Raw genomic sequence first — 24,299 nt, forward strand, 5'->3', positions numbered from 1 at the left:
CGCATACATGATACATTATGAAAAACACAAAGGCGTTTACGCTTATAGAGATCTTGCTGGTTGTTGCGGCGATTGCTATTCTTGCTGGCATTGTTATTCTCGCAATAAATCCGACCAAGCAGCTCGGCGATACTCGGAATGCCCAGCGTCATGCTGATGTGACGACGATTCTCAATGCTGTCTATCAGTATGCGCTTGATAATAATGGTACTTTGCCGACGATTCCTTCGAGTTCGACCTGTGACAACACCGCTTCCCACCAGATTTGCAAAGCAGGTTCTACAGGGACATGTTCGACCGGCGTTGATATTTCTGTCATTACGGACAACCAGAAATATGTGACGAGCATACCGATTGATCCGTCGGTTTCTTCGGCGGACGGAACAGGATACTATATTGTTCGAAGTTCGAACAATCGGGTGACGGTCTGTGCGCCGAATGCCGAACAGGGGGTTGCGATTAGTGTGACTCGGTAGAATTTCAGAGAAATCGTATGAATATACGAAGCCAGCTGTTCGCAAGTTATCTTGCGCTCGTTCTCTTGGGTGCCGGGACGTGGCTCTTTCTTATTGTAGAAGTGAAGACTCTCGCTCGTACGCACGAGGAATATGAGAGGATGGAATTGAACTCGTTTTCGGATACGACGCTCTCCAAGCATGTCGGCGAGTCACAGATATTTGACGAATCGCTGAAACGAGTGCTTGATATCGTTGCGGTAAGCGTTGTGACATGGTCGATACTGTCAGTCGTCGTCATCTGGAGAGTGTCGTCTCGGTTTACGAAGCCGATTCTTGAGTTGAAACTGGGAATGCAAAGGGTTTCCCAGGGAGAATCTTCAGTGCGTACCACCATATCGTCACGTGATGAATTCGGAGAACTTTCGGAAGCATTTAATCGCATGGCGGAGGAACTCGAGGGAGATAGGGAAAACATAGAGAAGAAAGTGGCAAGTCGGACAGCGGAACTTGAACGGATGAACCGGATCATGATGGATCGCGAGTCTAAGATGATCGAATTGAAAGAGAAGATACGGGAACTTGAGCAACACTATGGGAATATACGCGGCAACGATTGAGGGCATTGCGACAAGAGCGTTGAATACGACGGAAGTGACATTTGGCATATCGGAACCGTTCAAATTTACGGCCGGGCAGTATGTTACTGTGACGTTGCCAACACTCTATCATCTCGCAGAACGGGAACAGTATCGAGAATTCTCTCTTATTTCTCCGCCAGAAGACGCATCTCGGCTTTCCATCGTGTTTCGAAACTCCGGAAGTCATTTTAAGCAGGAAATTTTACGAGGAAGAGATATTGGTCGGAATATAAAAGTCTCTCTTGAAGGGCCAAAGGGGGTGTTTACGTTGTCTCAGGATCTGAGTATGCCAATCGTTTTTCTTGCCGGAGGCATCGGCATCGCGCCCTTTCTTAGCATGATGCGGCATCTCTCAAACTTGAAAATTTCGGCTGACATCACACTTTTTTACTGTAATCGCAATCGCGAAAGTGCCACGTATCTGGATGAAATTATGAGCTATGAATTTGTTCGTTGCATCCCTGTGTTCGGCGACTTGTCTCTCACATTGATTGAGTCTCATGCGAAAGAGTATTCGAAGGACGGATTATGGTATGTATCGGGTCCTCGGGGGATGGTGAGGACAGCTCGTGAGATTCTCACGGCGCTTTCCGTTGAAGACAGATATATAAGATCAGAAGAATTTTCCGGGTATGAGTGATGATTTCCAACTGGCGCAAGAAAACAAGCTTCCAATTGAAGATTGCAGAGCGTTACTGACGGCGGTGAGTCAGGCAGCGCTTGTTTCCGTGACGGATTCTCGCGGCTCTATAATTTATGCAAACGACACTTTTGTAAAAGTCTCGAAGTATTCCTACGAAGAGCTTATCGGACAGAATCACCGGATCTTGAAATCAGGCGATCAACCGGATGTGATGTTTGAAGAACTGTGGAGAACGATTTCTTCCGGAAAAGTATGGCGAGGAGAGATTAAGAACAGGGCGAAGGACGGATCATACTATTGGGTTGATACTTCAATCGCTCCGATACTCGATGCTTCCGGGGTTCCGGAGCGGTATATTGCCGTTCGTTTTCTCATTACGGAGAAGAAGAATTCTGAGGAGGGAATCATGCAACAGAACGAGGAACTGGAAAAGACTAAGCGCATCATGCTCAACGTGCTCGAAGACGTGCAGGAGGAACGAAGTCGTGCGGAATCGCTTGCTTCCGATTTGGAGAAATTCAAGGTCGCACTCGACGGGACATCCGATCATGTTGTTATCACCGATCCGAATGGTGTTGCCTTATATGCAAATGCCGGATTGAAACGGATCACGGGGTTTAGTCCGAAGGAAGTTCTCGGGAAAAAGGTAGGGACGAAAGAGTTGTGGGGCGGGAATATGAATCAGGAATTTTATGAGAATCTTTGGCGTGTTATCAAGATTGAAAAAAAACCTTTTGTCGGAGAAATTACTAACACGCGAAAAGATGGGACGCCATACCAGGCACTTTCAAGCATTTCACCTATTGTGAACAAGCATGGCACTTTGGAATTTTTTGTCGGTATAGAGCGCGATATCACCAAGGAGAAAGAAATCGATAATGCAAAGACGGAATTTGTGTCGCTGGCGTCGCACCAACTTCGAACGCCGCTTTCCGCTATCAACTGGTATACGGAAATGCTCTTGTCGGAGGATGCGGGATCGATATCGGATATACAGCGAGAGTACCTTGAGGAGGTAAGTCACGGAAGTCGGCGTATGGTGGAATTGGTGAATGCTCTGCTCAATGTCTCGAGGATAGAGTTGGGCACATTTGCCATTCAGCCGGAGCCGACGGATGTTGTAGAGCTGGCGCGTGATGTGCTCAATGAGCTCAAACCGAAGATCTCGGAGAAACAGCTGCATATAAAGGAACAATTTGCAGAAGATCTTCCAAAAATGCTGATCGATCCGAAACTCACTAGAATTGTCTTTCAGAATCTTCTGACAAATGCGGTGAAATACACGCCGGAACAGGGGAATGTCTCGATGTCGATTGCTATGAGTCAAGAAAAGACAAAATTCAGTATTTCTGTTTCAGACACGGGATATGGAATTCCCAAAGAAGATCAGTCTCGCATATTTACCAAGTTGTTCCGGGCGTCGAATATCCGAGAGAAGGAAACGGATGGAACGGGATTGGGTCTTTATATCGTCAAGTCCATCATTGAACATTCTGGCGGAACGGTGACATTTGAGTCGGAAGAGGAAAAGGGAACGACGTTTACGATCGAACTTCCCGTTTCAGGTATGCGTTCGCAGGAGGGAAGTAAGCAAATCGAATGGAAAGAAGAGCTTTGAGGGATAATATTTAGATAATACGGTTATGGATTCGATGAAGAAAAAAATTTTGATTGTTGAGGATGACACCTCGCTGCGGAATGCGCTTTCGGAGAAACTTTCTTATGAGGGATTCTCCGCGTTTGAAGCGGAGAATGGCATTGTCGGTTTTGAAGTTGCGCTTCGAGAACGTCCGGATCTTATCTTGCTCGATGTGATTATGCCGAAAATGGACGGTCTTACGATGCTCTCAAAGTTGAGAGAAGACTCGTGGGGAAAGAATGCGCAAGTTATCATGCTGACCAATGTGAGCGACGGTGAAAGCGTATTGAAGTCCTTGAATCAGGCGGCATTTGACTATCTCATAAAATCGGACTGGAAGCTGGAAGACATTGTGCGAAAGATCCGTGACCGACTTGAGAAATAGGGAGGGCAACCTGTGTGTCGGCTTGAAGGATGCCAACTTTTCGGCTATACTGCGCGCATGGATACTGAAATCTTCCGTATTGAAGGAGGGACGAAGCTCTCGGGCGAAATCGAGGTGCGCGGATCAAAAAACGCCGCAGCGCCTATCATTGCTGCGACGCTTCTCACAAAAGAACCATGCATTATCCGTAATGTCCCTCGCATCGAGGATGTGTTTCGGTTACTTGAGATACTCGAAAGTATGGGATCGAAGATTGATTGGATCGGCGATCGAACGGTGCGTATCGAAAACGCCGATATCCATCCAGATCGAATGAATGTCGAGCTGGTAAAGAAGATTCGGTTTTCGATTCTTCTCTTAGGTTCGCTTTCAGCGCGTTTTGATTCGTTTTCACTGGCACATCCGGGCGGGTGCGCGATAGGTTCAAGGCCGGTTGATGCGCACTTTGATGCGCTGCGGAAACTTGGCGTTGAATCTCATTCCAAAGAGAAGTTTTATGTTGTTTCCGCTGCCGATCGTCATCCTGCGAGTGTTGTCATGAAAGAATTCTTCTCGGTGACAGCAACCGAAATCGCGCTTATGCTTGCGGCATCGCTTCCTGGAACGACGACGCTTAAAATTTCCGCCGCAGAGCCCCACGTTGAAGATCTCGGACGTTTTCTTATCTCCATGGGGGCGAATATTGAGGGATTGGGGACGCACACTATTTCTGTTGAGGGTGGCGCACTTTGTGGAACGGAACATACGATTATTCCCGATCCGATTGAAGCGGCGACATTTCTGGTGCTGGGTGCGGCAACGAAAAGCGATATTACTGTTTGTCACGCGCGACGAGACCATCTCGATATTGTACTTGAGAAGTTGCGGGAATTCGGTGTGGGATTCGAGTATTCCGACGATACTGTCCGCATTATTCCAACGAATGCTCTTCGGAGTCCGGGCAAAGTAAAGACGGAAATATATCCCGGTATTCCAACGGATACGCAGTCACTTTTCGGTGTTCTTTCGTCGCTTGCCGATGGCGAGACGCTGATTCATGATCATATTTATGAAAGTCGATTTAACTATCTTGCGGAGCTTGAGAAGATGCGGGTAATGTCCGTCATTTTGAATCCGCATCAGGCGGTGATTCATGGTCCGGCTCATTTGCGCGGTACGACAATCAAGAGTTTCGATCTTCGAGCCGGAGCGGCGCTTATTATTGCGGCGCTTGCTGCCGAAGGCACGACGACAATCGAAGATATTTACCAGGTCGATCGCGGCTACGAGCGAATTGAAGAGCGGTTGCAGAAAATCGGAGCGAAGATAGAACGGGTGAATAAGGAATGATGGGCGGGAAGAGCACCGAATTCAAAATTTCAAGTTCCAAATAAATTTCAAATTCCAAACAGGAGTTCCTGGTTCTCTCTTCGATGTTTTGGTGTTTATTTGGAACTTGGAATTTGATTTTTGGAATTTTTACACATGTTTGTCAAAAAGATCGGTATTGATTTGGGGACGGCGAATACGCTGGTCTTTGTTCCCGGGCGGGGGATCGTAGTGAACGAGCCCTCGGTAGTTGCCGTATCTATCGGTGAGAACAAGGTGCTTGCCGTCGGCAATGAAGCCAAGGAGATGCTTGGTCGGACACCTGACACTATCGTTGCGTCGCAACCGCTTCGGGATGGCGCCATTGCCGACTATCGTATCACCGAGGCGATGCTTCGATATTTTATCGGGCTTGTGTCCGGGCGACTGCGCTTTTTCCGTCCGGAAGTCGTGCTCTCTATTCCGGCGGGCGTGACCTCGACAGAGCGCCGTGCCGTAGTGGATGCGGCGATCAAAGCGGGCGCTAAGTCCGCCTATGTCGTCAAGGAACCGATACTCGCGGCGATCGGAGCGGGCATCCCGATTCACACGGCGCAGGGGAATATGATTATCAATATCGGCGGCGGCACGTCTGAAATCGCGATTATCTCGCTTGGAGGAATTGTTGCGGCGCACTCGGCGCGCGTCGGCGGAAATCGTATTGATCAGGCGATATCGGACTATATCAAGCGCAAGTACAGTATGGCGATCGGCGAGCGCACTGCGGAGGAGGTAAAGAAGACGATCGGATCGGCGATTGCCTTAGTCAAAGAAGAATACTTTGATCTGCGCGGGCGCGATCTCATGGGTGGACTCCCGAAGACGCTCACGGTGTCATCGAATGAAATCACCGAGGCGATACAGGACGAGCTTCGTGAAATTATAAACGTCATCAAACATGTGCTCCAGGAAACGCCACCCGAACTCGCCGCGGATATCATGGACAAGGGCATGATACTCTCGGGCGGCACGGCCCAACTCAAAAATCTGGATCAGCTGATAGCGCGCACGATCGGCGTGCCCTGTTTCGTTGCTGATGATGCGGCGTTTTGTGTTGCCAAGGGAACCGGCATCGTGCTTGAAAATCTCGACATCTACAAGCGAAGCATCATGATTGGTAAGTAGATTGAGAACATTCAAATATCGAAGTACTGAATGTTTTTATCTTCCGTTTTTATGATTATCGGCATTGATGCGTCGCGGGCGTTTCTTGCGAAGCGAACAGGGATAGAAGAGTATTCATACCAACTGATCAAACATTTGCGCCATGAACTTGCAGGAGAGCGGGTTGTTTTGTATGTGAGGGCAACCAACAACAGGCAACAAACGACAAGCAGTAAACAATCAATAACAGATGGGATTGATTTTGAATTGCCAGAAAAATGGGCGGTGCGAGAACTGTGGGCGCCAAGGTTCTGGACGCAAGGGAGATTGGCGATCGAGATGCTGTTTCATTCGGTGGATGTGCTTTTCGTACCGGCGCATACGGTGCCATGGATACATCCGAAACGAACAGTCGTCGTGGTTCACGGACTCGAGTACGAATTCTGTCCCGAGACCTACTCGCTGTGGGAGCGGATCTATATGCGGTGGTCGATCAGAAATTCTTGCCGGTGGGCATCCTCGATTATTGCCGTTTCTGAAAATACGAAGCGAGATTTGATGAGTCGGTATAGCATGCCGGAGGAGAAGATGCGAGTGGTGTATGAGGGAGTGTCTTACCTACAATTTCCAACTGACAACGAGCAATCGGATTCAAGACCCTCTGTTTCAAGGTTTCCGATTTCCAATCCGTACTTTCTCTTCATTGGACGGATTGAGGCAAGGAAAAACGTGAGGAGAATCATCGCGGCATTTGATCGCTTCAAGAAAAAGCACGGGACAAATCACCAGCTTGTTTTGGCGGGAAAGCCGGGATTTGGATATGAGGTTATCAGCGATCAGTTGAAGACGCTACCTTGTCGGGAGGACGTGGTTGAGGCTGGTTATGTCAGCGAAGAGGAGAAATGGCGGCTTTTGCGGAATGCGAATGGGTTTCTCTTTCCGACATTGTATGAAGGGTTCGGTCTCCCGGTTCTTGAAGCGCAATCGGCCGGTGTGCCGGTCGTAACATCGAATGTCTCGTCGCTGCCGGAAGTGTCCGGTTCGGATTCAGCTATTCTCGTTGATCCTCTGAATGTCGAGGAGATTGCTCAGGGAATAGAAAAAATCGCCTTGGATCAAGGCTTTCGCAGTGGTATAATCGAACGAGGCTTTCAAAATGCCGCTCGGTTCAGCTGGGAAGCGTGCGCAAGAGAGATTGCGGAGCTGTTGAAACTATGAGGCTCTATAACTGAACTGTTGGAGGGTTTCATAGCTTTTTGGGGACTCAAGGGTAAAAAAGGGAAATGAAAAACCCGTTGATGTGATCTCGGGGTTTTTGGTTAGTGACTGGTTTCGTGGGATTAATCAATCACTCGCATCGCCCAGAGTTCATCGTCCGTGTATTCCTCTGAAGCAAATTGATCTCGAGCAAGTTGGTTAACGGGTTGAATATCCCATTCCTCTGGAACTTCATCGCCAACAGCTATACCTGGGCAGTTTGGATCTGTGATGAAAATAAATTTCCCATTGACTTCCCTGGCGTAGCCACCGCCCTGTGTTACGTAAACAGGGTACTTTCGATCTTCAAGGTCATTCAATTTTTTTTCCACGGGAACTCTCCTAGTTTTTCTTGATTGTGGTCTATCATTTTCCAGAACTTGATGTCCTGCACGATACCCAGTAAAAGAACTGTGACTGCTCCTCCTATGCCTATGGTAAATATGATGCCAAGGATAACCTCTTTAATTGTTATTCGGACAGCGAGTATTTCTTTGGATGCCACTGCAATAAGCACCACTATCAAGACAACTACCACTAATGTGTGACAAATGTAACGTAGCGTCCATCGTTTTTTCATGGGGTCTCTCCTAATTGGTAAGGTATCGTCTGTGATTCCAGACACAAAATTCTAGCATGTATATGGAAAAAAGTCAAGTACCACAGAATATGACGGAAGAACTTGGGAAGGTGGCTTTGGTGCACGATTTTCTCTTGTATCGCGGTGGGGCGGAGCGGGTACTTCGGGTGCTTTCGAATATGTTTCCGGAGGCGCCGATTTATACGCTCCTCTATGACCCGGAAGGGATGCGAGGAATGTTTGCGGATCGGGAGGTGCGCACATCGTTTCTGGGGAAGTGGCCGAAGTTTTTACAGCGTCGGCATCGGTGGCTCTTGCCGTTTTATGGAGCGGCGACGGAGGCGATCGACCTTCGGGATTTCGATCTGGTCATTTCGTCATCGGGTGCGTGGAGTAAGGGGATTGTGACGCGGCTTCGCACGAAACATGTGGCGTATCTTCACTCGCCGATGCGCTTTGTATGGGATGAGAATGAGCGGTACCTTCGCGAGAGCGGCGGGTTTCATTTTTGCAAACGCGCGTTGCTCTCATATTTGCGGCTCTGGGATTTCGAAGCGGCGGCGCGGCCGGATGTGCTCGTCGCCAATTCCAGCTATACGCAGGCTCGCATCGAGAAATACTATCGCCGTCCGTCGGAAGTGATCTATCCGTCGGTCCGCCGATTGCCAGCAACAGAGCAGGGCGCACGCGATATCAGAGACAGACCATTTGTGACGGTTTCGCGACTTTCAAAATACAAGCATACTGAGGCTATTGTGAAGGCATTTATACAGCTCAAGCTTCCGCTTACGGTAGTTGGAACAGGAAGGGAGTTGGAATGCTTGCAGCGTATAGCTCCTCCGAATGTGTATTTTCTTGGCGATATATCGGATGGTGAATTGGGTACGGTGCTTGGGAAGGCGCGGGCATTTGTATTTGCGGGGGAGGAAGACTTTGGATTGGCGCTTGCCGAGGCGCAGATGGCGGGGCTTCCGGCCATCACGCTTGCTTCCGGTGGTGCCGGGGAAATTGTGAGAGAAGATATTTCCGGAGTGTTCTTCTCAGTGCCCAATGCGGAGAGTATCGTTGCGGCGGTGCAGCGCTATATTGAGCAGGAAGATTCTTTCGATCGGGAAAAAATACGGAATGACACCGAGAGGTTTTCAGAGGAGCTGTTTCGAGAGGCAATGAAGAGGAGTATCCTGAAATGCGTACACGAAAAGAAACAGGGCTGATTCGAAAATGCTTGCCGTATCCTTCATGTGATTCCATTCACCTATGATTCTCGGGCATGAAGCAATTCGGGATCGACTCCGACGAGCGGTCGAAAAACGATGTGCCGCGCAGACATATCTTTTTGTCGGGCCGGAGAGTGTCGGGAAGCTGTCGGTTGCTCTTGATTTTGCAAGGCGGCTTTCGGGGGACGATTCGCTGTCCGATTGTTCGGTTATCCGGTCGGAGCGGGTTGAAGAAAAAGGAAAAGTAAAAGAAATGCCCATAAGCGTTAAGATGATCCGTGAGGCGACGCGCGCGCTTGGACTCTCCGGACGCAACGGAACAAGAACGATACTTATCGTGGATGATGCGCACAAAATGTCTGAGGGGGCGCAGAATGCATTTCTTAAGACGCTCGAAGAGCCGCTTCCCGGAGTGACGATTATTCTGGTGACGCATAATGAAGGGGGCGTTCTCTCGACGATTCTCTCCAGGTGCGAGCGGGTATCGTTTTCTTTGGTTTCGAGGGATGTGATCGACACGGGGTTTCCGGATGTTCCCGAAGCGATTCGTCGACTCGGTCGTCCGGGACTCTGTATTTCTGTGAGGGAGCATCCCGATGAATTTGCGGAGTCTTTTCGTAGATTGGATAGGCTTCAGTCGTTTCATCTGCTTTCAATCAGCGATCGCGCCATGCTTGCGGATGCGTGCGTGAATGATATCTCAGCGGCGGAGCGATTGTTCTCCTGGTGGATGAGCTTCTTGACTCAAGAGTTGTCGGCCGATGTTTCCACGGCAAGTCGTCGGCGAGAGATACTCAAACTCCTCCATGCTATCGCGGCAACGCTTCGTGATGTGAGACGATTTCCCGGAAGTGTGCGACTGACCGTGGAGCAGCTCTTTTTCTTTCGGGAAAGTTCCTCGACGCTCTTCTCGAGGAATATGACAAAGAGCGGACTCGCAAAGTGACCAAAGTTGTTTTATTCTTTCCATACGTACGGCGAATTTTCGTATGAAGTTTTTCCGAACAAAGAAATCGCGAGGAGACTCATCAACGCTTTTGCGTCCGAAGCGAAGCCGATTATTTCGCGCCGCTCTTCGGAAGCAGCAGAGAACTATCTCTCAAGAGAATGTGCGACGGTGGTCGTTGTGGGCGGTGGGATACGTGCTTCTCTGGGGAGCATTTTTTGGACTTGTTATTTTCGCGTTGTTTTTCTCTTCATTGCTCCGGATCGACCAGGAAGATATCGATCCGCTGAAATATGTCTCGATGGATGAAGTGAATGCGGTAATCCGCGACGAACTCTCCGGGAAAGTATTCGGCATATTTCCGAAAGATACGATACCGGTTGCTTTTCTGCGACGGCATATATTGGAACGAAAGATTCTTGAAGTCTTTCCGGTGCTTCGAAGTGTAACGGTTTCTTTTGCTTTTCCAGAAATGATTATCTTAAAAAGCGAGGAGCGAGTTCCCACGCTGATGTTTTGTTCGGGCGGTCCGTGCTTCTTGGTTGATGAACGAGGTGTCGCCTTTGAAGGAGTGCCGAATCCGAGTGCTGCGAGCGAGCCGAAAGTGCTCTCTGTTATAGACATGTCTGCCAAACCGGTTTCGCAGCAAGACCCGTTGTTTTCAGAAGATTTCCTGAAAGTGTTTCCTGTTATACGACAGCGACTTCTTGACGAGCTTGGCGTGGAGGTATCGAATATTGCCGAAACACCGTCTCGTCTCTCGGACGAGTTGTGGTTTCGGAGCGTAGACGGATGGAAATTGCGTATGAGTGCGACTGTGCCGGTGGAAAAGTCAATGCTCGCGCTCCGGCTTCTTTTTGCAAAAACGCTCTCCGAAGGCGATCTAAAAAATCTCGATTACATCGATCTTCGAACGGAGAACCGGATTTTCTATGCTATGAAGGGCGATGAACAAAAAGAACACGAAACGACTTCAGATGATGAGTCAGAGAATGAATCAAGCGATGCTTCACAAGAGAAGGGAAAGTAATGATTTCTATCGCTCTTGCCCGGGAACGCGGTCCACGTAGAAGATGAATATGGAGTCGCCAGCACGGCCGACCAGCGAGTGCTGTGGAATCCACAAGTAGTTTATGGATCCTGCTGGTTGCGGTTTGTAAATGCTCTCTTGGTAGAATCCTGCGGAAACGGCATACCAGCCGGGTTCCGGTACGCTGTCGCTGTGCCAGGATTTGTATTTATTGCCGAGGAAATATTCCGGACTTGATCCGCCGAAGTAGTCGACGCGGATTGTCTGTATCGGCAACGACGTTGGAAAGCTCTTCCCATCGGTGAGAGCGCGGCATTGGGCTGAGTCGGTTTGGCTGTTGTTGACGCAAAGATTGTAGGTGTCGACCCAGGTTTGCAACCGCTTCGCATCCTGCCCCCAATCGTAGTTGGAGTCGGTGACATACTTATACCCCTCGGTGTGTCCGCCCATGGCCGTATTGAAATAGGACAGATAGCCCGGATAGGAGAATACCGGTATGAGGAGTATCCAGCAAGTGAAGAGAAAGATGAATCCTCGCATGATGCTCCAGGTAGTGTGATTGCCGTGGTGGCGCTTCCAATAGTCGAACACGGCTTTGGTTCCGAGGACGTAGAGGAAAGGAAGGATTGGGAAGAGATGTCTGAAGCCGATATTGAGATTTCCGGTAATACTGAGATAACTGTAGAGCGCAACAAATCCGAGCATGGTGTACTGCGCAATATGCGATTGGAATGAGTGTGCGAATATGCCGCTCCATGTTCGCCCGTCTTTTCTGTTCGCATGCGCAACCTTTGTGATGCGTCGGAGTCCGTAGAGGAGTCCGAAACCGAGTATGGCAAGGAATGGCAACGTAGATTTCATGAGAAAGACAATGGGAAAATAGAGCGAAGTCGCTTGATTGGAAACCGTGCCAAGAAAGTAATAGGTATTGCCACCGGAGACGCGCGCAAACACCATGAAGACGCCGAGGAAATACTGCGCGAGCGGCTTCATAAGGGGGATTTCGCTCATTCCAACGATAGTGGATTCGGCGAATCGTCCAATAGCGCGGTCATTGGGGAATTGCGCCCGTGCAATTTCCTGTACGGTTTCTGCAGACATATTCCAGGTATTTGGCACATAGAGTGCCCAGATGGCGATGAAGCATATTGCGACTGATCCTGCGAATTTGAAGATGAGAGAGAAAAAGAATTTCCACTTCCACATGCGACGATCTGCTCCTTCAAGAGTGTCCGGAGCGGGTTTTGAGAGCGCATAAAGAAGAACAATGAGTCCGAAGAGCGGGAACAGCGTGACGGCTGAGAACTTGGCAAGGTTGGCGAGTCCGAGGAAAACTCCCGAGAGAATTGTGTTTTTCGCAGATGGGTCTTTAAGGAATCTAACGAAAAAATAAACGGAAAAGAAAACGAATGCCGCGATGCCGATATCGGTTGTGACGAGATGATCGTGTCCGAGGACATTGGGATCGGCGGCGTAGAGCAAGAGCGCGAAGAGTCCGGCGACGGTGCCGGCAAGTTCGCGTGTCCATCGAAAGATAGCGAATCCAAGGAAGAGTGCGATGAGAATAATAGGAAGTCTTGCAAAGAATGTCACCCGGTTTGGATCATTGCCCATGCTGAAAAGGAATTGGTCGCCAAATGTCCACTGTGCGAATCCCCATGATTGCGCCGGTCCTTCCGGATGATTGCTTGGGTCTACACTCTCATCGCCTCGCGTCCAGAGTGTGCTTGGGACGGGAAATGCCGGCAATGGAGAGATGAGAAGCATGGCGAGTCCGGAGAGGTCTTTGATGAGAGGAGGATGCTCGGGGTTGATGCGCATATCAAGATAGCGCACGTAGCTGTAGGAAGCGGGGATATGCGCCTTCTCATCCATTGTGGTGGAGTCATCCCAGGCGAGACGGAGTGATACAGCTGCAAGCGTGACCAGTATCCCAGCAACAAACCATGCGGCGTATTTTTTCAAGAATTCCATATGAGTAACGGGTAAAGATGTATTAAAAACCCAAACACTACACTGAGGTGTGGCATTCGTCCTATTGTATCATGATCACTTGGAAATTTTTTTGCGAGGTATATTGGAAGGGAATAGTGGTAACGGTGGATTTCTTCGGAAGAGTGAGGCGAACCTTTTCGGCGATAGCATCATCCCATTTTTGCGGAATGATAACGGCAGGCGTTTGAATGATCGTGTCCGGCTTCAGAAATTCGACCGGAGCCCTCTTGGCATCGTGAGTGAGAAAGAGAAATGGCTGGGCGGTAATCGGGAGACCGTTATCAATCATGGTGCCGCCCGCATTGGCGAGGATATACGCATGTGTATCGGTCGGCAGGGTGTTTATGAAGTATGCCATGGAGGTGAAATCTTCGTTAAAGGCACTTCGGGCATTTTGGTTGTTGGCGAAAAAGAGAAAGTATTTGCTGACATTCCAGAGGGGAATGCAGGCGAGGACGGTTCCGACAAAGAGTATCATGCCGATTTGTGCGCCCAACTTCCGTTTTCTGAGCCACTCGCCAAACCACAACAATGGAATGCTCGCGATGAGAAAGACGACCGGCTGAGTGCCGATAGCACGAAGGGCGTGGGGGAGCCCTTCTGCGGTCAAGAATTCCGGAATGAGCATGGTGAAAAACCATCCGAGAAGAAAGAGGGAAATCATGAGCTCTCGATTTCGTTCGGTATACTTCCATCGTTTCCGAATGAGAAGCGTGATACGCATGAGAAGGAAAACAAACCCGGCAAGAAACAATATGCCGCTCACGAGGTCAAGAAGCGGATAAGGCGGATAGTTGTGTCGCCAATTCATATCGCCTACAAAGGTATACTTGATCAGAGAAAGGCTGAGCGTTTTGGCGAGCGTGAGAGCGAAGTGTCCGTGATTGACCGCGGGCGAGAAAATGGAAATCGATGCCGATCGCGATGAAACATATTCCGGATGCTTGACGAATTCATAGACGAGCGGCAGGGCAGTAATGAGCATGCCGCCAGTGAAGATGAGCGCCTGTCTCCAGTAGTGTTTTAAAAACTCTCGATAGGAAGCCATGCATCCGATCGTCACGATGAGGAGAATGAGCGGTGCGACGCGGAAGGCAATATACGTATGGAATCCGAGTCCAAAGATGATGCCAGAGATGAGAAATGAGAGGAGACTCTTGGTGCGAAGACCGCGGAAGAAGAAAAAGAACGAAAACGAGAGAATGAACGGCACCATGATGGCGCGGAAGCCGATCCTTGAAAAGTTAATCGCCCAATAGGAAAAAGTGAGAAGAAAAGCGGAAAAGAGCGCGACGCTACGTTTGTGCCAGAGTTCTTTGGCGAGCAAATAGATACCGAGCACGGTTGCCGTGCCGAATATCGCCGACCAGAGTTTGAGCGCTGGGATAGTGGCGCCAAAGAGGAGGAGTGCGAGTGCTTGGAGATTAATGAAGAGTCCTTCTCGCCCGCTGTTGTTGGGGTAGAAAAGCTGATAATCACCGGTTTCATTGGCATGAATGGCATCGACGCCATTCATCGCTTCGTCGGGATAGAGTCCGGCGGGGAGATGCTCGATATTCCAGAATCGCAAAAAGAACGCGGCTGCCAAAAGCACGACAAGAACGGAAATGGTTATCAGTTTTTCCGCCGTAAAAAAATGCCCGAAGAAATGCCGTCGCATAATAAATGGAAGTGTTTTGTTTTCGTCTTGACGATTCAATTGGAGAAGCGTCGTCGATACGTTCAAATGATGGTATAATTATACCACGAATTATTTTTTCTTTGCGTTCGATATGAAAGCCGAAGTTGTTTCTTTGGATTCTTCTGAGGCAACTCTCTCTCCCGGAGAGAGAGTGTTTAATCTTCTGCCGGAAACTGTTCAGGGTAAACTTTCCGGTCGCTATAATAGGGAAGAAATAGCGAGGCGAGTACTTCGGGAGCTTGGAGAAGGAAAACGAGATGACAGATCTCTACATAATGGAGTTGTGTCAGCTATTTACCTTGACAAAGATATTCCATCTTCAATCAAGAAGGGTCTTTTGAGACATCTGGGCAGTATCGTTCCAGCGCAGGAAAATGAGACTTTGAAATTCTTTAAAAAGGTGAATAAAAACTTGGAAAACCAACAAGTGCGTAAAGGAGACGTGCGGCAGCAGAATTCAACTTCAGCGGATACGCACAGGCATGACGATGACGCTATTGATCGGGAGGTTCGAGCGGTTGGCGCGGATATGCACCCCGATCATAGTGAAAAACTTGAACAAAAAAAGTATATTGCAAGAGAAAGAGCTTCCAAAAAGTCAAAGCAAGCAAAAGTGGCAAGTGTTCCAGGGGAATCCCATGACAGCAGAAAACCTTCAAACCTCGAAGGGAATGTTCAGGGTGACGCATCTGTATCCGAAGATCTTCCTGATGACCAAAAAGTAAGTCCGCCAAACGAGGGGTATTTCGGCTCGCTTGATTACATAGAAGCAATAGATGATCAAAGTCTGGATGCTTCAGTCGCGCAGCAAGAGGGAATTGATTGGGAGGGTGTCAAGAAGGATTTTGATGAAGAAGGGAAAAGGATACAGGAGGAACGTGCGCGTTCAGTGAAGTTCAATCGATTGGATGTACAGGAAACGTTCGACCAAGGAATGGAGCAATTGAAAAATCGTGACAAACTTGCTGAACGTTTTCGTGATGTTAAAAGCTTCGATGAGCTCTTAGTGCTTCTCAATGATCCGGAGTTTCCCGGAATTCAGGGCTCGAAGCAGTTCTACTCCGGTGATGACTTGAAAAGAATAATTGCCATAGCTCGAGAAACTGGAGCGACGAAATTTGTCACACGCTCTCATGGATTTCTTGATATGGCGGAGCGGCTCTTGCGCGAGGAGAAAGAAGGAAAGATTGGCGCATTGAAAGAGGATAATATTGTGGAAGGTTTTGGTGTTGTGAACCGTACAGCTCCCGGTGTTTTTGAAAGAGTTCCGGATGCGCTGAATGAATTGCATATTGAGAAAGAGAATGATCTTTCTCGCGCAGTCGAATCTTTGGAAGAGCTTCAGGAGAGGGTGGATCGATTGAAAAATGATGCAGATGCTGCAAGAAATCTCTTGTTCTCTTGTCGACGGAAGAATGGTGATCGATGGAAGGAGGTGAAAAAGTTTTTTGCTTTTCCAAAGGAAAAGGAAGCTCCAAAACCAGTGATTGAAGAATGGGAAATGTTGGAGGTGGCTTGGAAATATAGACTTACCCTCTACAAGGATGCTCGGGTGGAGTTGGCAAAGCGCCAGGTTGCAGAAGGTGGTTTGCAAGGGAGGGATGTCGGTGCTGTTATGGCGGAGACGATTCGGGAGTTGGATTTTCGCGGAAGAGTGGAAAACTACAATGCGTGGAAAGATGCGGCGTGGAGTGGCAAGAAGGATTCATGGCTTCTTCGGGCAGTCGGTCGGGCGAAAGATTGGGGCGAATCGTATCGAAAGCTTGACTGGAAGAAGCGCGCGGCGATTTCCGCGCTGGTGATAGGCGCGGGCGCGACCGGCGTTGCCGTAGGATCAGTCGGATTGATTGGATTGGGTGCGGCAAGTGGCGTGGCGGTCCGATTGCTGGGGTCATACGCCGCCGGGCGCGGACTTTATGAATACCTGGAGGGTCGTGCCAACAAAGATACGGTGAAGTTTCAGGAGGCAGCACTTTCTCATGTCGAGCAATCCGGCGATATTGGTTTCCTCGATCATCGTACGCGGGATTATGCCGATCGAATACGGAAGGATTTCGAACAGATGACGAGGAAGAATCGGAAACGGGTGTGGGCGGGCGTAGCTGCCGGAGCATTACTTTTTGCGGGCGGGACGGCGCTCTCGCTCGCGCATGCGGCAAGTGCGGCGGAGCGGGTAGTGGACGGTGGAAGTGGCAAACAAGTTGTACAAGATGCTCTTACAGCGAGAGGTGCTGAGATTCCGGAGATATCAAAAAATGTTCCTGTTGTTCCGAGTGTTGTCGAAGCGAGCGTACCTGCATCGGATACGAGTGGGCTTATGCCGGATTCGGTTGGATCGGGGGTGGTTGACCATGGGATATCGGTTGAGGCTGCCGGGGACATTGGGAAAAGTTTTGAGAATATGGAAATAGCTGCCGTTCCAAAGGGCGGGAGTTTCGAGAAGGTTCTCATTGAGAAGCTTACGGGAGTCGGGATTCCTAAAGAAGAAGCAGGGAAGCTGGCGCATCGGGCGATGCTTGACTTGGCGGAGAAATCAGGAAAGTCGTTTGAGATATTTAATCATATCCAACCAGGTGCGGAGATTCAGTATGAGATAGGTCCGGACAAATCCCTCTCTGTGTTTGGTGTGACCAGGGAAGCTGGCGGTCGGGTGATTCAGCGGATGGCGGGTTCTGCCCTGGAGGGAAGCCATGCTTCGCCGGATGTGCAAGTCCTCGAAGAGGTTCTGTCTCCGCCTTTGCAGCCGACTGATGCGGTCTCTGTTCCCTCTGTTCAGACGCCTCCTTTGAGCTCGTTTCCAAAGATGCCCGAAGTAAACCTGGAGTCTCCACCGGATATTTTTGATCGCGTGCTTCCGGAAGTGCCACAAATTCCTCCTCTTGAAGACACACTGAGCGGGAATGTTCCTCTTGATACTTCAGTATCTGCACATCCTCTTGAATCTATTTCGACAAACATCCCTGCCCCGGCGCATGATTTCGAGTCGCTTGACCTTTCTGTTCCCGGCGGGGAATATCTGAAGAATATCGGTTCGGTAGTAAAGGAAAGGCTGACATTCCTTCCGCTTTCCGAAACACAGAAAGATCTTATAGAGAACATCTTTAGTGCGAGAATTCCGACGGCGGGCACTGAGCCGACAACGAGTTCCGTGTTGTTTGTAAGAGATGCTCTTGGAAAAGCTCTTTTCTCGTCGGGTGATGTGGAACGCTGGATGCAAGCTGATATCGAACAAGTGCGAGAGAGGGTGAATAAGGCAATCTATGCCGGCATTGTTCGTATTGGTGGCGAGTCGCTACGCATTGGAAAAATGGTCGCGGAGGGTGAGACGGTAGAGGGTTGGCTGACAAAAATGGCGCGACATATCCTTACACATCCGATTGAACCTGCGAAATAATCCGATTTTTCTCATTCTTAAAACCTTCTTCTATGTCGCTCTCTATCGAACAGGTCAAGGCCGATCTCATAAAAGAATTCGGATTGGAAACGCTGCCGGATGCAAAACAGCAGGAGCTTTTGGATATGATGACGGAAACGGTCATGAAGCAAATATTTCTCGCGCTTGGGGAAAAGATGGGGGATGACGGCGCGGACGAATTCGAGGCGCTGATGAAAGCGGGTGATCAGGAGAAGGTAGAGGCATTTATCAAGCGCTTTGTGCCGGATCCGGATGCCTTTGTGAAGGGAATTGTTGCGGAGTTTCGTGATGCGATGAAGAACGGAGGAATCCCGGCCGGTCCTGAGAATATGGAGAAGTCCGGTGAGTAGATGTGTTTGTGTAGTAGTTTTTCTTTAGAGAGAAATTTTATGCTACGGGAAGATAGAATGGAACATATGGGACAGCCGAAAGCAGGGAATGTTTTTGATTATGCCGGGTCTCTGGATGACGAGAGTGACTTTGAAGCTTTGAAGAGGGAAAATGAGGCTGAGCGCGGTGAGAAATTGCAAATGAAAAGGAATTCGGAAATGAAAACTCTTCAAGAAGATTTCGATCGAGATTCCGAAAAGATACAACGGGAGCGTGCTCTCGTGCGGAGAACTTCAGAGAGAAAGGTTCTCCAAGAGAAAGTTGAGAGGTTGAAAATGGAATATCATGAGAGTATGAAGCGGCGGAATGAGTATGCCGAGGCGGAGAGAAATCGCGGGTTTATGAAAAGAATGTGGGAGAAACTTTTTGTGCCTCGAAATGCCTCATCTCCGGATCGTTTGAATGTTATTGCGCTTGATACACGTGTTCGACAGAGTCTTGCTATGTATCGAGCTGCCAAGAAAGAACTTGAAGATGTTGAACGGTTGATCTCAGCGGAGAAACCAGAGCCACAAATGAAAGGGAGCTAATTTTTTAGATTGACGATATATTTATGCCTGAAGAAAAGAGTATCATCGGCGTGCCGGAAGATGTGGCGGAGAAGTTGAAATCGGATGATTCGGAGAGTGTTCGAGATATATTGGATGTTCCGGGGAGACGATCGGAGTTGTGGGTGGACGGGAAGATGGAAAAGCATGCCGACGCTCACGAAAGCGCCTCGCAGTATGAGAAGAAATTGGGCGAAGTACAGGCGGCACCATCCACATCGACATCGGCCTCAATGTTGAAGGATGATGCGGTAAAATTCGATGCCGATGCAATTCGTCATATGGAGGATGCGGTAGCGCGAGTGCAGAAGCTTCTTGAGCTGGCCCGTATCAAAGGAGTGGCACATGCGGTGTCGGTAGCGGAGCATATCGATGCGTATACCTTGGATCTTACACATGATCGTATGGCAGATGAACTTGCGGATGAACTTCGCAAGCAGGGGATGCTTGATGATGCAACAGAGTAGTTGATGATGAGCGGCATGTCATTTCACTATGGAGACGACTTTTGATTTCAATCTGATTCTTATCCCACTTCTTTTTGTGGTCGGAGCGCTTGCTGCGCTTTCGGGAATCTTGCTGTTGATTCGGATGATTCTGTTTTTCAGATCACGGATCAATCGATCGCTTAATATGGACCTGGAAACGATTCAGGTGTCGAAGCCGGCTGAGCGAAAAGGGGAATCGTCGCGCCCGGATGAATGGAAGGAGGAAATTGGTGCAATGGAACAGCTTTTGGTGTCGCTCCAATCCTTCCGCGGGATGAAACACGGTTTTGATGTGTTCTCCGGTATGAAGCGGTTTTTCTATGGTCCGCCAGCCATTGTGTTTGAGGTGGCGAATCCGGAGAGAGATGAGGAGATGACTTTTTTTCTTTCCATGCCGAGAAAGTTTCGTGAGAGTATCGAGAAACAGGTACACAGCTTTTTCCCAAACGCATTCGTTGAAAAGGTGAAGGACTACACTATTTTCTCGCCGAAAGGATTCTCGTCCGTTTCAATACTTTCGCTTTCGAAAAGTCCGGCACTTCCCATACGGACGTATGAGTCACTCGATGTGGATCCGCTCAATGAGATTTCAAACTCTTTGAGTAAGCTCTCCAAAGAGGGTGAAGGCGCAGCGATGCAAATCATTCTCTCGCCGGCGGGCACCTCATGGCGTTCGGAGGGGCGGCGTATCGCACATGAAATGCAGCAGGGGAAGCGTTTGGCGGATGTGTATCACGAATCGCCGTTTTTGCACTTTCTCGGATCGGCATTCGCCTCTCTTTTTCATGCGGCGGTTCATGCGAACAAGCCTGCTGAACCGTTGAATGACAAGTCGCTTGTCCAGTTGACTCCGGAAGAGCAGGAGCTGGTGAAGTCAATCGAGCGCAAGGTATCGAAGGCGGCGTTTCATGCCAATGTCCGATTGCTTGCCTCAGCTGCTTCTCAGGAGCGGGCAGATCAGATTCTCGCAACGATGGAGAATGCGTTTGCGCAGTTTGAATATCCGGACGCAAATCTTTTCCGGACGCGCCGTTTGCGGGATCGGTCGGCGAAGCCGGTGATTTTCGACTACATTTTCCGAGCATTTCGCCCGGAAACATCGTTTCTCTTGGGCGTTGAAGAGGTGGCGAGTCTTTTTCATTTTCCCATATCGACAACTGAGACGCCGAATATAAAATGGCAGAAAGCCGGTTCCGCGCCGCCGCCGCCGAATATTCCGAAAGACGGCATCCTCTTGGGACACAATGATTATCGCGGCGTGAAGACGGATATCCGTTTAGCTGTTGCCGATCGTCGGCGACATCTCTACTGTATCGGACAAACCGGTGTTGGAAAGTCGGTATTCTTGCAGGAGATGGCGAAGCAAGACGTGCGTGAGGGACGGGGACTGTGCTTTATTGATCCGCATGGCGACGCAGTGCAAGATATCTTAGCGGCAGTGCCTCGGGAACGCGCCGAAGATGTCGTCTATTTCGATCCTGCTGATACGGAGCGCCCGTTCGGACTTAATATGCTTGAGTTCTCTCGGCCGGAAGAAAAGACTTTCGTCGTAAACGAGATGATCAATATTTTCGGGAAACTTTACGACTTGAAACAGACGGGCGGACCGATGTTTGAGCAGTATATGCGAAATGCCATGCTTCTCATCATGGAAGACCCGACGACAGGTTCGACGCTCATGGAGATATCGAAGGTGCTTGCTGACCCGGATTTCCGTCGGATGAAGCTCGACCGATGCAAGAATCCGGTAGTGTATGACTTCTGGGTGAAGGAGGCAGAAAAAGCAGGCGGTGAAGCGTCGCTTGCGAATATGGTGCCCTACATCACGTCGAAGCTCACGCCTTTCGTGGCAAATGACATGATGCGCCCGATTATCGCGCAACAGAAGAGTACTCTTGATTTCCGCACGCTCATGGATGAGAAGAAGATCATCTTACTCAATCTCTCAAAGGGAAAACTCGGGGAAATTAACAGTCACTTGCTCGGCATGGTCGTGGTGGGGAAGATCTTAATGGCAGCGCTCTCGCGGGCGGATATCCCCGAAGCGGACCGAAAAGATTTCTCGCTCTACATCGATGAGTTTCAGAATGTAACTACGGACTCTATCGCGCAAATCCTCTCCGAGGCGCGAAAATACGGGCTCAATCTCATTATTGCGCACCAATTTATCGGACAGCTCTCGGAGGATATCTCGAAAGCGGTCTTTGGTAACGTGGGCTCAATGGTTTCATTTCGAGTTGGTCCCGAAGATGCGGAATTTCTTGAGAAGCAATTCGCACCGATCTTCTCAGCTCGCGATCTGGTGAATGTTGACAATTACCGTGCTTTCGTCCGTCTTCTCATCAATAATCAGTCTACGAAACCGTTCAATCTCTCAGTCTATCCGCCAACATCCGGCGATGAGGAGCTTGCCGGGCATCTCAAGGAACTCTCGCGTCTTCGCTTTGGCCGCGACGCCGATATCGTCAATCACGAGATAATGGAGCGGACGAAGCTGGCAGCTGCGTAGCCATTGACACATTATACGACTTCATGGTATACATATCAGTAGCACTTTTTGAACCAAGAATTTAGAGAGGATAATGCATCATGAACAATGCATTGGTAGTGTTGGTGGTTGCAGTGTCATGGGCGGTTCTTTTCTTTGCAGAGCAAGAAGCGATGCAAGTGTGGTCATGGATGATCATTGCGTCTGCTATTTTTGCGATGACTTCCCTCGGCTTTGTCTTTCTGGGATTCTTCGCTCGCCGAGGAAGGAGATACCCGTTCTTTATTGCGGCGGCCATCCCTCTGTTCCTTTCAGTTGCCCTCATGTTTGTCGGGCATGAGGAACACGAAGATCTTCTTGGTAAGATACGCGCTGAGAGGAGAATTCAAGAGAAAATATACATGATCCAACTTGGACGGATGTGAATATCGCATTTTGGAAACAGAGCATGACTTTTGTTGCTCTCAGGCTGGTCATTTTGACGAGCCTTTTTTCTTTGGGAGAAATGAGGTGAAACCAGCGAGATCTTCTCGGGTGAGGACACCAAGAAAGAAGAGTGTGGCAAGATAGCCGATGCCGAGGAAAGTGGCGGGAATGAGAAATGCGATGGAATGAGCGGGAAAGAGTTGAACAGCAAATAAGAGGAGTGCTCCTGCCAGGAGAATGCGCGCACCGTGTGAAATGCGGAAAGGTGTTCGGATGTATCTTTGCATGAGAGCGAGTGTTATCAGGGTGACAAGTATGGAGCTGAGAGTGGTTGACCAGGCGGATCCGACGATGCCGAAGTGCGGAACAAGGAATAGGTTGAGTGTTGCGTTCAATATGGTGCCGGAAATAGCCATCCACATAGCGAGGCGGGCATGTCCGAGTCCCATAAGTCCGGAAGAAACTACATAAAAAACCGTGAGAAATGAAAGCCCGCCAATCAAGATACGGAAAGCGTCTACGGCTCCGGTGTACTGCGTTCCGAAGAAGAGTGTGAGTGTCGGCTTGGCATAGGCAAAGAGCAGGATGAAGAGCGGGAGGAGTATGATGCCGGCATAGCGGAGCGACTGTGACATGAGGCGAGAAACTTTCTCCGGATCGCCGTCGCTCTTGAGTTTGGCGAGTGCTGGCAGAAGCACGATGGAGAGCGCGTAGAAGAGATAGTACGGGAGACGTCCTACGGTGAGAGCGGCATTGTAGAAACCGGTTTGTACATCGTCATGAAGAATTGCTTTGACGAGGTAGAGATCGATGGAAATGAATATTTCATAGAAAAGCAGGAAGAGCGTGATAGGCCAGGCGGATGACAGAAGGAGCTTCCAGGAAAACGACGACTCAGTTGTGGCATCTGCTGATCCTCTGAATGGGGCGGAAGATCGCCGATCGAGAAAGAGTCCGAGGAGAAATGTACAAAGGGGAACGAGTATATATCCGGCAATAGCGCCATAGATGCCGAAGGCGAATACCATGGAGGCGATGAGTGTGATGCGCAAGACAGCCCTCGTCATTTTGAGGGCGGCTTGGGTTCGGAAACGGTGAATGCCAGTGAAGTAGTAAAAGTAGAAGGACGAAGCGGCGAAAGTGGGAATAATGAGAGACGAGAGGGCGAAGAGCGGTGTGAGTGACGGATCTCCCAAGAGGTATGCGATGAATGGTGAGGCGAAGAAGAATGTGATAGTGACACCTCCGATGAGGAAAAATTGGAGGCGCGCGCCGGCATGCTTTATGGTGCCAACCATGCGAGGCGACTTCTCGAAGTATTCGCTGAGGTATCGCGACATGGCCGTTGGGACGCCATTTCCGATGAGGATGATGACGGTGGTGGTGAGGGTGACGACGAGTGCGTAGCGTCCGTAGTCGGCGGGTCCCAAGACGCGCCCAGCGACCGCGTGAATCACATAGCCGGAAATATTGAAGAGCACTTCGGCAAGCGTGAGCCAGATGAGTGATCGTGAAAGGGATATTGACATAATAGAGGCGTTGTTGTAGTCTGGGAGCAGTTTTTTTGAGGTCCCTAATCTTCAATGGGAGATACGGAAGTGAAATCGCTACCTGTTTTTCTGCT

21 protein-coding genes are annotated in these 24,299 nt (G+C 49.5%); 17 read left to right on the top strand and 4 right to left on the bottom strand.

The genetic code is table 11. The features are described 5' to 3' along the window. Nucleotides 1-17: 17 nt before the first annotated feature. From IPK84_04190 to IPK84_04225, 8 genes are all read left to right on the top strand, one after another. Nucleotides 18-476, top strand: coding sequence for a type II secretion system protein (locus tag IPK84_04190; GenBank protein QQS15539.1), 459 nt, complete (start codon nt 18-20; stop codon nt 474-476). 17 nt (nt 477-493) lie between these two features. After that, nucleotides 494-1,075 (top strand): HAMP domain-containing protein, encoded by a 582-nt coding sequence (locus tag IPK84_04195; GenBank protein ID QQS15540.1) that lies wholly within the window; start codon nt 494-496, stop codon nt 1,073-1,075. Then, complete coding sequence (locus IPK84_04200) at nt 1,050-1,736, top strand: FAD-dependent oxidoreductase (GenBank protein QQS15541.1); 687 nt, start codon at nt 1,050-1,052, stop codon at nt 1,734-1,736. The genes IPK84_04195 and IPK84_04200 overlap by 26 nt, the downstream gene beginning before the upstream one ends. Continuing rightward, nucleotides 1,729-3,357, top strand: coding sequence for a PAS domain-containing sensor histidine kinase (locus tag IPK84_04205; GenBank protein QQS15542.1), 1,629 nt, complete (start codon nt 1,729-1,731; stop codon nt 3,355-3,357). The genes IPK84_04200 and IPK84_04205 overlap by 8 nt, the downstream gene beginning before the upstream one ends. 25 nt (nt 3,358-3,382) lie before the next feature. Next, nucleotides 3,383-3,763 carry a response regulator gene (locus IPK84_04210; protein QQS15543.1) on the top strand — a complete coding sequence of 127 codons (381 nt, stop codon included), beginning with the start codon at nt 3,383-3,385 and terminating at the stop codon, nt 3,761-3,763. Nucleotides 3,764-3,820: 57 nt separating this feature from the next. Next, nucleotides 3,821-5,092 (top strand): UDP-N-acetylglucosamine 1-carboxyvinyltransferase, encoded by a 1,272-nt coding sequence (gene murA / locus IPK84_04215; protein QQS15544.1) that lies wholly within the window; start codon nt 3,821-3,823, stop codon nt 5,090-5,092. Between the two features lie 135 nt (nt 5,093-5,227). Further along, on the top strand, nt 5,228-6,235 hold the full coding sequence (locus IPK84_04220) for a rod shape-determining protein (GenBank protein ID QQS15545.1): 1,008 nt from the start codon (nt 5,228-5,230) through the stop codon (nt 6,233-6,235). A 30-nt stretch (nt 6,236-6,265) separates the two neighbouring features. Next, complete coding sequence (locus IPK84_04225) at nt 6,266-7,432, top strand: glycosyltransferase family 4 protein (GenBank protein ID QQS15546.1); 1,167 nt, start codon at nt 6,266-6,268, stop codon at nt 7,430-7,432. Between the two features lie 122 nt (nt 7,433-7,554). Here IPK84_04225 and IPK84_04230 read toward each other — a convergent pair whose 3' ends face one another. Then, nucleotides 7,555-7,803, bottom strand: coding sequence for a hypothetical protein (locus IPK84_04230; protein ID QQS15547.1), 249 nt, complete (start codon nt 7,801-7,803; stop codon nt 7,555-7,557). Nucleotides 7,804-8,140: 337 nt separating this feature from the next. On the opposite strand from IPK84_04230, the gene IPK84_04235 reads away from it, so the two are divergent. The 3 genes from IPK84_04235 to IPK84_04245 are packed head-to-tail and all read left to right on the top strand — an operon-like array spanning nt 8,141 to nt 11,244. After that, nucleotides 8,141-9,265, top strand: coding sequence for a glycosyltransferase (locus tag IPK84_04235; protein QQS15548.1), 1,125 nt, complete (start codon nt 8,141-8,143; stop codon nt 9,263-9,265). A gap of 43 nt (nt 9,266-9,308) precedes the next feature. Next, complete coding sequence (locus tag IPK84_04240; protein QQS15549.1) at nt 9,309-10,214, top strand: AAA family ATPase; 906 nt, start codon at nt 9,309-9,311, stop codon at nt 10,212-10,214. 43 nt (nt 10,215-10,257) lie between these two features. After that, nucleotides 10,258-11,244: a hypothetical protein gene (locus tag IPK84_04245; GenBank protein QQS15550.1), complete on the top strand. Its 987-nt coding sequence runs from the start codon at nt 10,258-10,260 to the stop codon at nt 11,242-11,244. Between the two features lie 6 nt (nt 11,245-11,250). On the opposite strand, the gene IPK84_04250 is transcribed toward IPK84_04245, so the two are convergent. Then, nucleotides 11,251-13,218: a glycosyltransferase family 39 protein gene (locus IPK84_04250; protein QQS15551.1), complete on the bottom strand. Its 1,968-nt coding sequence runs from the start codon at nt 13,216-13,218 to the stop codon at nt 11,251-11,253. Nucleotides 13,219-13,279: 61 nt separating this feature from the next. Then, nucleotides 13,280-14,965, bottom strand: coding sequence for a glycosyltransferase family 39 protein (locus IPK84_04255; protein ID QQS15552.1), 1,686 nt, complete (start codon nt 14,963-14,965; stop codon nt 13,280-13,282). 46 nt (nt 14,966-15,011) lie between these two features. Here IPK84_04255 and IPK84_04260 point away from each other — a divergent pair, with 46 nt between their 5' ends. The 6 genes from IPK84_04260 (at nt 15,012) to IPK84_04285 (ending at nt 22,674) form a co-directional block, all read left to right on the top strand. Next, nucleotides 15,012-18,314, top strand: a complete 3,303-nt coding sequence (locus tag IPK84_04260; protein ID QQS15553.1) for a hypothetical protein — start codon at nt 15,012-15,014, stop codon at nt 18,312-18,314. Nucleotides 18,315-18,346: 32 nt separating this feature from the next. After that, nucleotides 18,347-18,685 (top strand): hypothetical protein, encoded by a 339-nt coding sequence (locus tag IPK84_04265; protein ID QQS15554.1) that lies wholly within the window; start codon nt 18,347-18,349, stop codon nt 18,683-18,685. Between the two features lie 66 nt (nt 18,686-18,751). Beyond that, nucleotides 18,752-19,255 carry a hypothetical protein gene (locus tag IPK84_04270; protein ID QQS15555.1) on the top strand — a complete coding sequence of 168 codons (504 nt, stop codon included), beginning with the start codon at nt 18,752-18,754 and terminating at the stop codon, nt 19,253-19,255. A 23-nt stretch (nt 19,256-19,278) separates the two neighbouring features. Continuing rightward, nucleotides 19,279-19,740, top strand: coding sequence for a hypothetical protein (locus IPK84_04275; protein QQS15556.1), 462 nt, complete (start codon nt 19,279-19,281; stop codon nt 19,738-19,740). Between the two features lie 28 nt (nt 19,741-19,768). After that, nucleotides 19,769-22,270 (top strand): type IV secretion system DNA-binding domain-containing protein, encoded by a 2,502-nt coding sequence (locus IPK84_04280; protein QQS15557.1) that lies wholly within the window; start codon nt 19,769-19,771, stop codon nt 22,268-22,270. Between the two features lie 80 nt (nt 22,271-22,350). Next, nucleotides 22,351-22,674, top strand: a complete 324-nt coding sequence (locus IPK84_04285; protein ID QQS15558.1) for a hypothetical protein — start codon at nt 22,351-22,353, stop codon at nt 22,672-22,674. Nucleotides 22,675-22,722: 48 nt separating this feature from the next. Here IPK84_04285 and IPK84_04290 read toward each other — a convergent pair whose 3' ends face one another. Beyond that, entirely contained in the window at nt 22,723-24,204 is a 1,482-nt protein-coding gene (locus IPK84_04290; protein ID QQS15559.1) for a flippase, read from the bottom strand. Nucleotides 24,205-24,299 lie beyond the last annotated feature (95 nt).

Source organism: Candidatus Moraniibacteriota bacterium, assembly GCA_016699875.1.
GTDB lineage: Bacteria > Patescibacteriota > Minisyncoccia > Moranbacterales > UBA1568.

Excerpts from the sequence above, each read along its gene's own strand:
- IPK84_04190 (QQS15539.1), top strand. The coding sequence starts at position 18 with ATGAAAAACACAAAGGCGTTTACGCTTATAGAGATCTTGCTGGTTGTT.
- IPK84_04195 (QQS15540.1), top strand. The coding sequence starts at position 494 with ATGAATATACGAAGCCAGCTGTTCGCAAGTTATCTTGCGCTCGTTCTC.
- IPK84_04200 (QQS15541.1), top strand. The coding sequence starts at position 1,050 with ATGGGAATATACGCGGCAACGATTGAGGGCATTGCGACAAGAGCGTTG.
- IPK84_04205 (QQS15542.1), top strand. The coding sequence starts at position 1,729 with ATGAGTGATGATTTCCAACTGGCGCAAGAAAACAAGCTTCCAATTGAA.
- IPK84_04210 (QQS15543.1), top strand. The coding sequence starts at position 3,383 with ATGGATTCGATGAAGAAAAAAATTTTGATTGTTGAGGATGACACCTCG.
- murA (QQS15544.1), top strand. The coding sequence starts at position 3,821 with ATGGATACTGAAATCTTCCGTATTGAAGGAGGGACGAAGCTCTCGGGC.
- IPK84_04220 (QQS15545.1), top strand. The coding sequence starts at position 5,228 with ATGTTTGTCAAAAAGATCGGTATTGATTTGGGGACGGCGAATACGCTG.
- IPK84_04225 (QQS15546.1), top strand. The coding sequence starts at position 6,266 with ATGTTTTTATCTTCCGTTTTTATGATTATCGGCATTGATGCGTCGCGG.
- IPK84_04235 (QQS15548.1), top strand. The coding sequence starts at position 8,141 with ATGACGGAAGAACTTGGGAAGGTGGCTTTGGTGCACGATTTTCTCTTG.
- IPK84_04240 (QQS15549.1), top strand. The coding sequence starts at position 9,309 with ATGATTCTCGGGCATGAAGCAATTCGGGATCGACTCCGACGAGCGGTC.
- IPK84_04245 (QQS15550.1), top strand. The coding sequence starts at position 10,258 with ATGAAGTTTTTCCGAACAAAGAAATCGCGAGGAGACTCATCAACGCTT.
- IPK84_04250 (QQS15551.1), bottom strand. The coding sequence starts at position 13,218 with ATGGAATTCTTGAAAAAATACGCCGCATGGTTTGTTGCTGGGATACTG.
- IPK84_04260 (QQS15553.1), top strand. The coding sequence starts at position 15,012 with ATGAAAGCCGAAGTTGTTTCTTTGGATTCTTCTGAGGCAACTCTCTCT.
- IPK84_04265 (QQS15554.1), top strand. The coding sequence starts at position 18,347 with ATGTCGCTCTCTATCGAACAGGTCAAGGCCGATCTCATAAAAGAATTC.
- IPK84_04270 (QQS15555.1), top strand. The coding sequence starts at position 18,752 with ATGGGACAGCCGAAAGCAGGGAATGTTTTTGATTATGCCGGGTCTCTG.
- IPK84_04275 (QQS15556.1), top strand. The coding sequence starts at position 19,279 with ATGCCTGAAGAAAAGAGTATCATCGGCGTGCCGGAAGATGTGGCGGAG.
- IPK84_04280 (QQS15557.1), top strand. The coding sequence starts at position 19,769 with ATGGAGACGACTTTTGATTTCAATCTGATTCTTATCCCACTTCTTTTT.
- IPK84_04285 (QQS15558.1), top strand. The coding sequence starts at position 22,351 with ATGAACAATGCATTGGTAGTGTTGGTGGTTGCAGTGTCATGGGCGGTT.
- IPK84_04290 (QQS15559.1), bottom strand. The coding sequence starts at position 24,204 with ATGTCAATATCCCTTTCACGATCACTCATCTGGCTCACGCTTGCCGAA.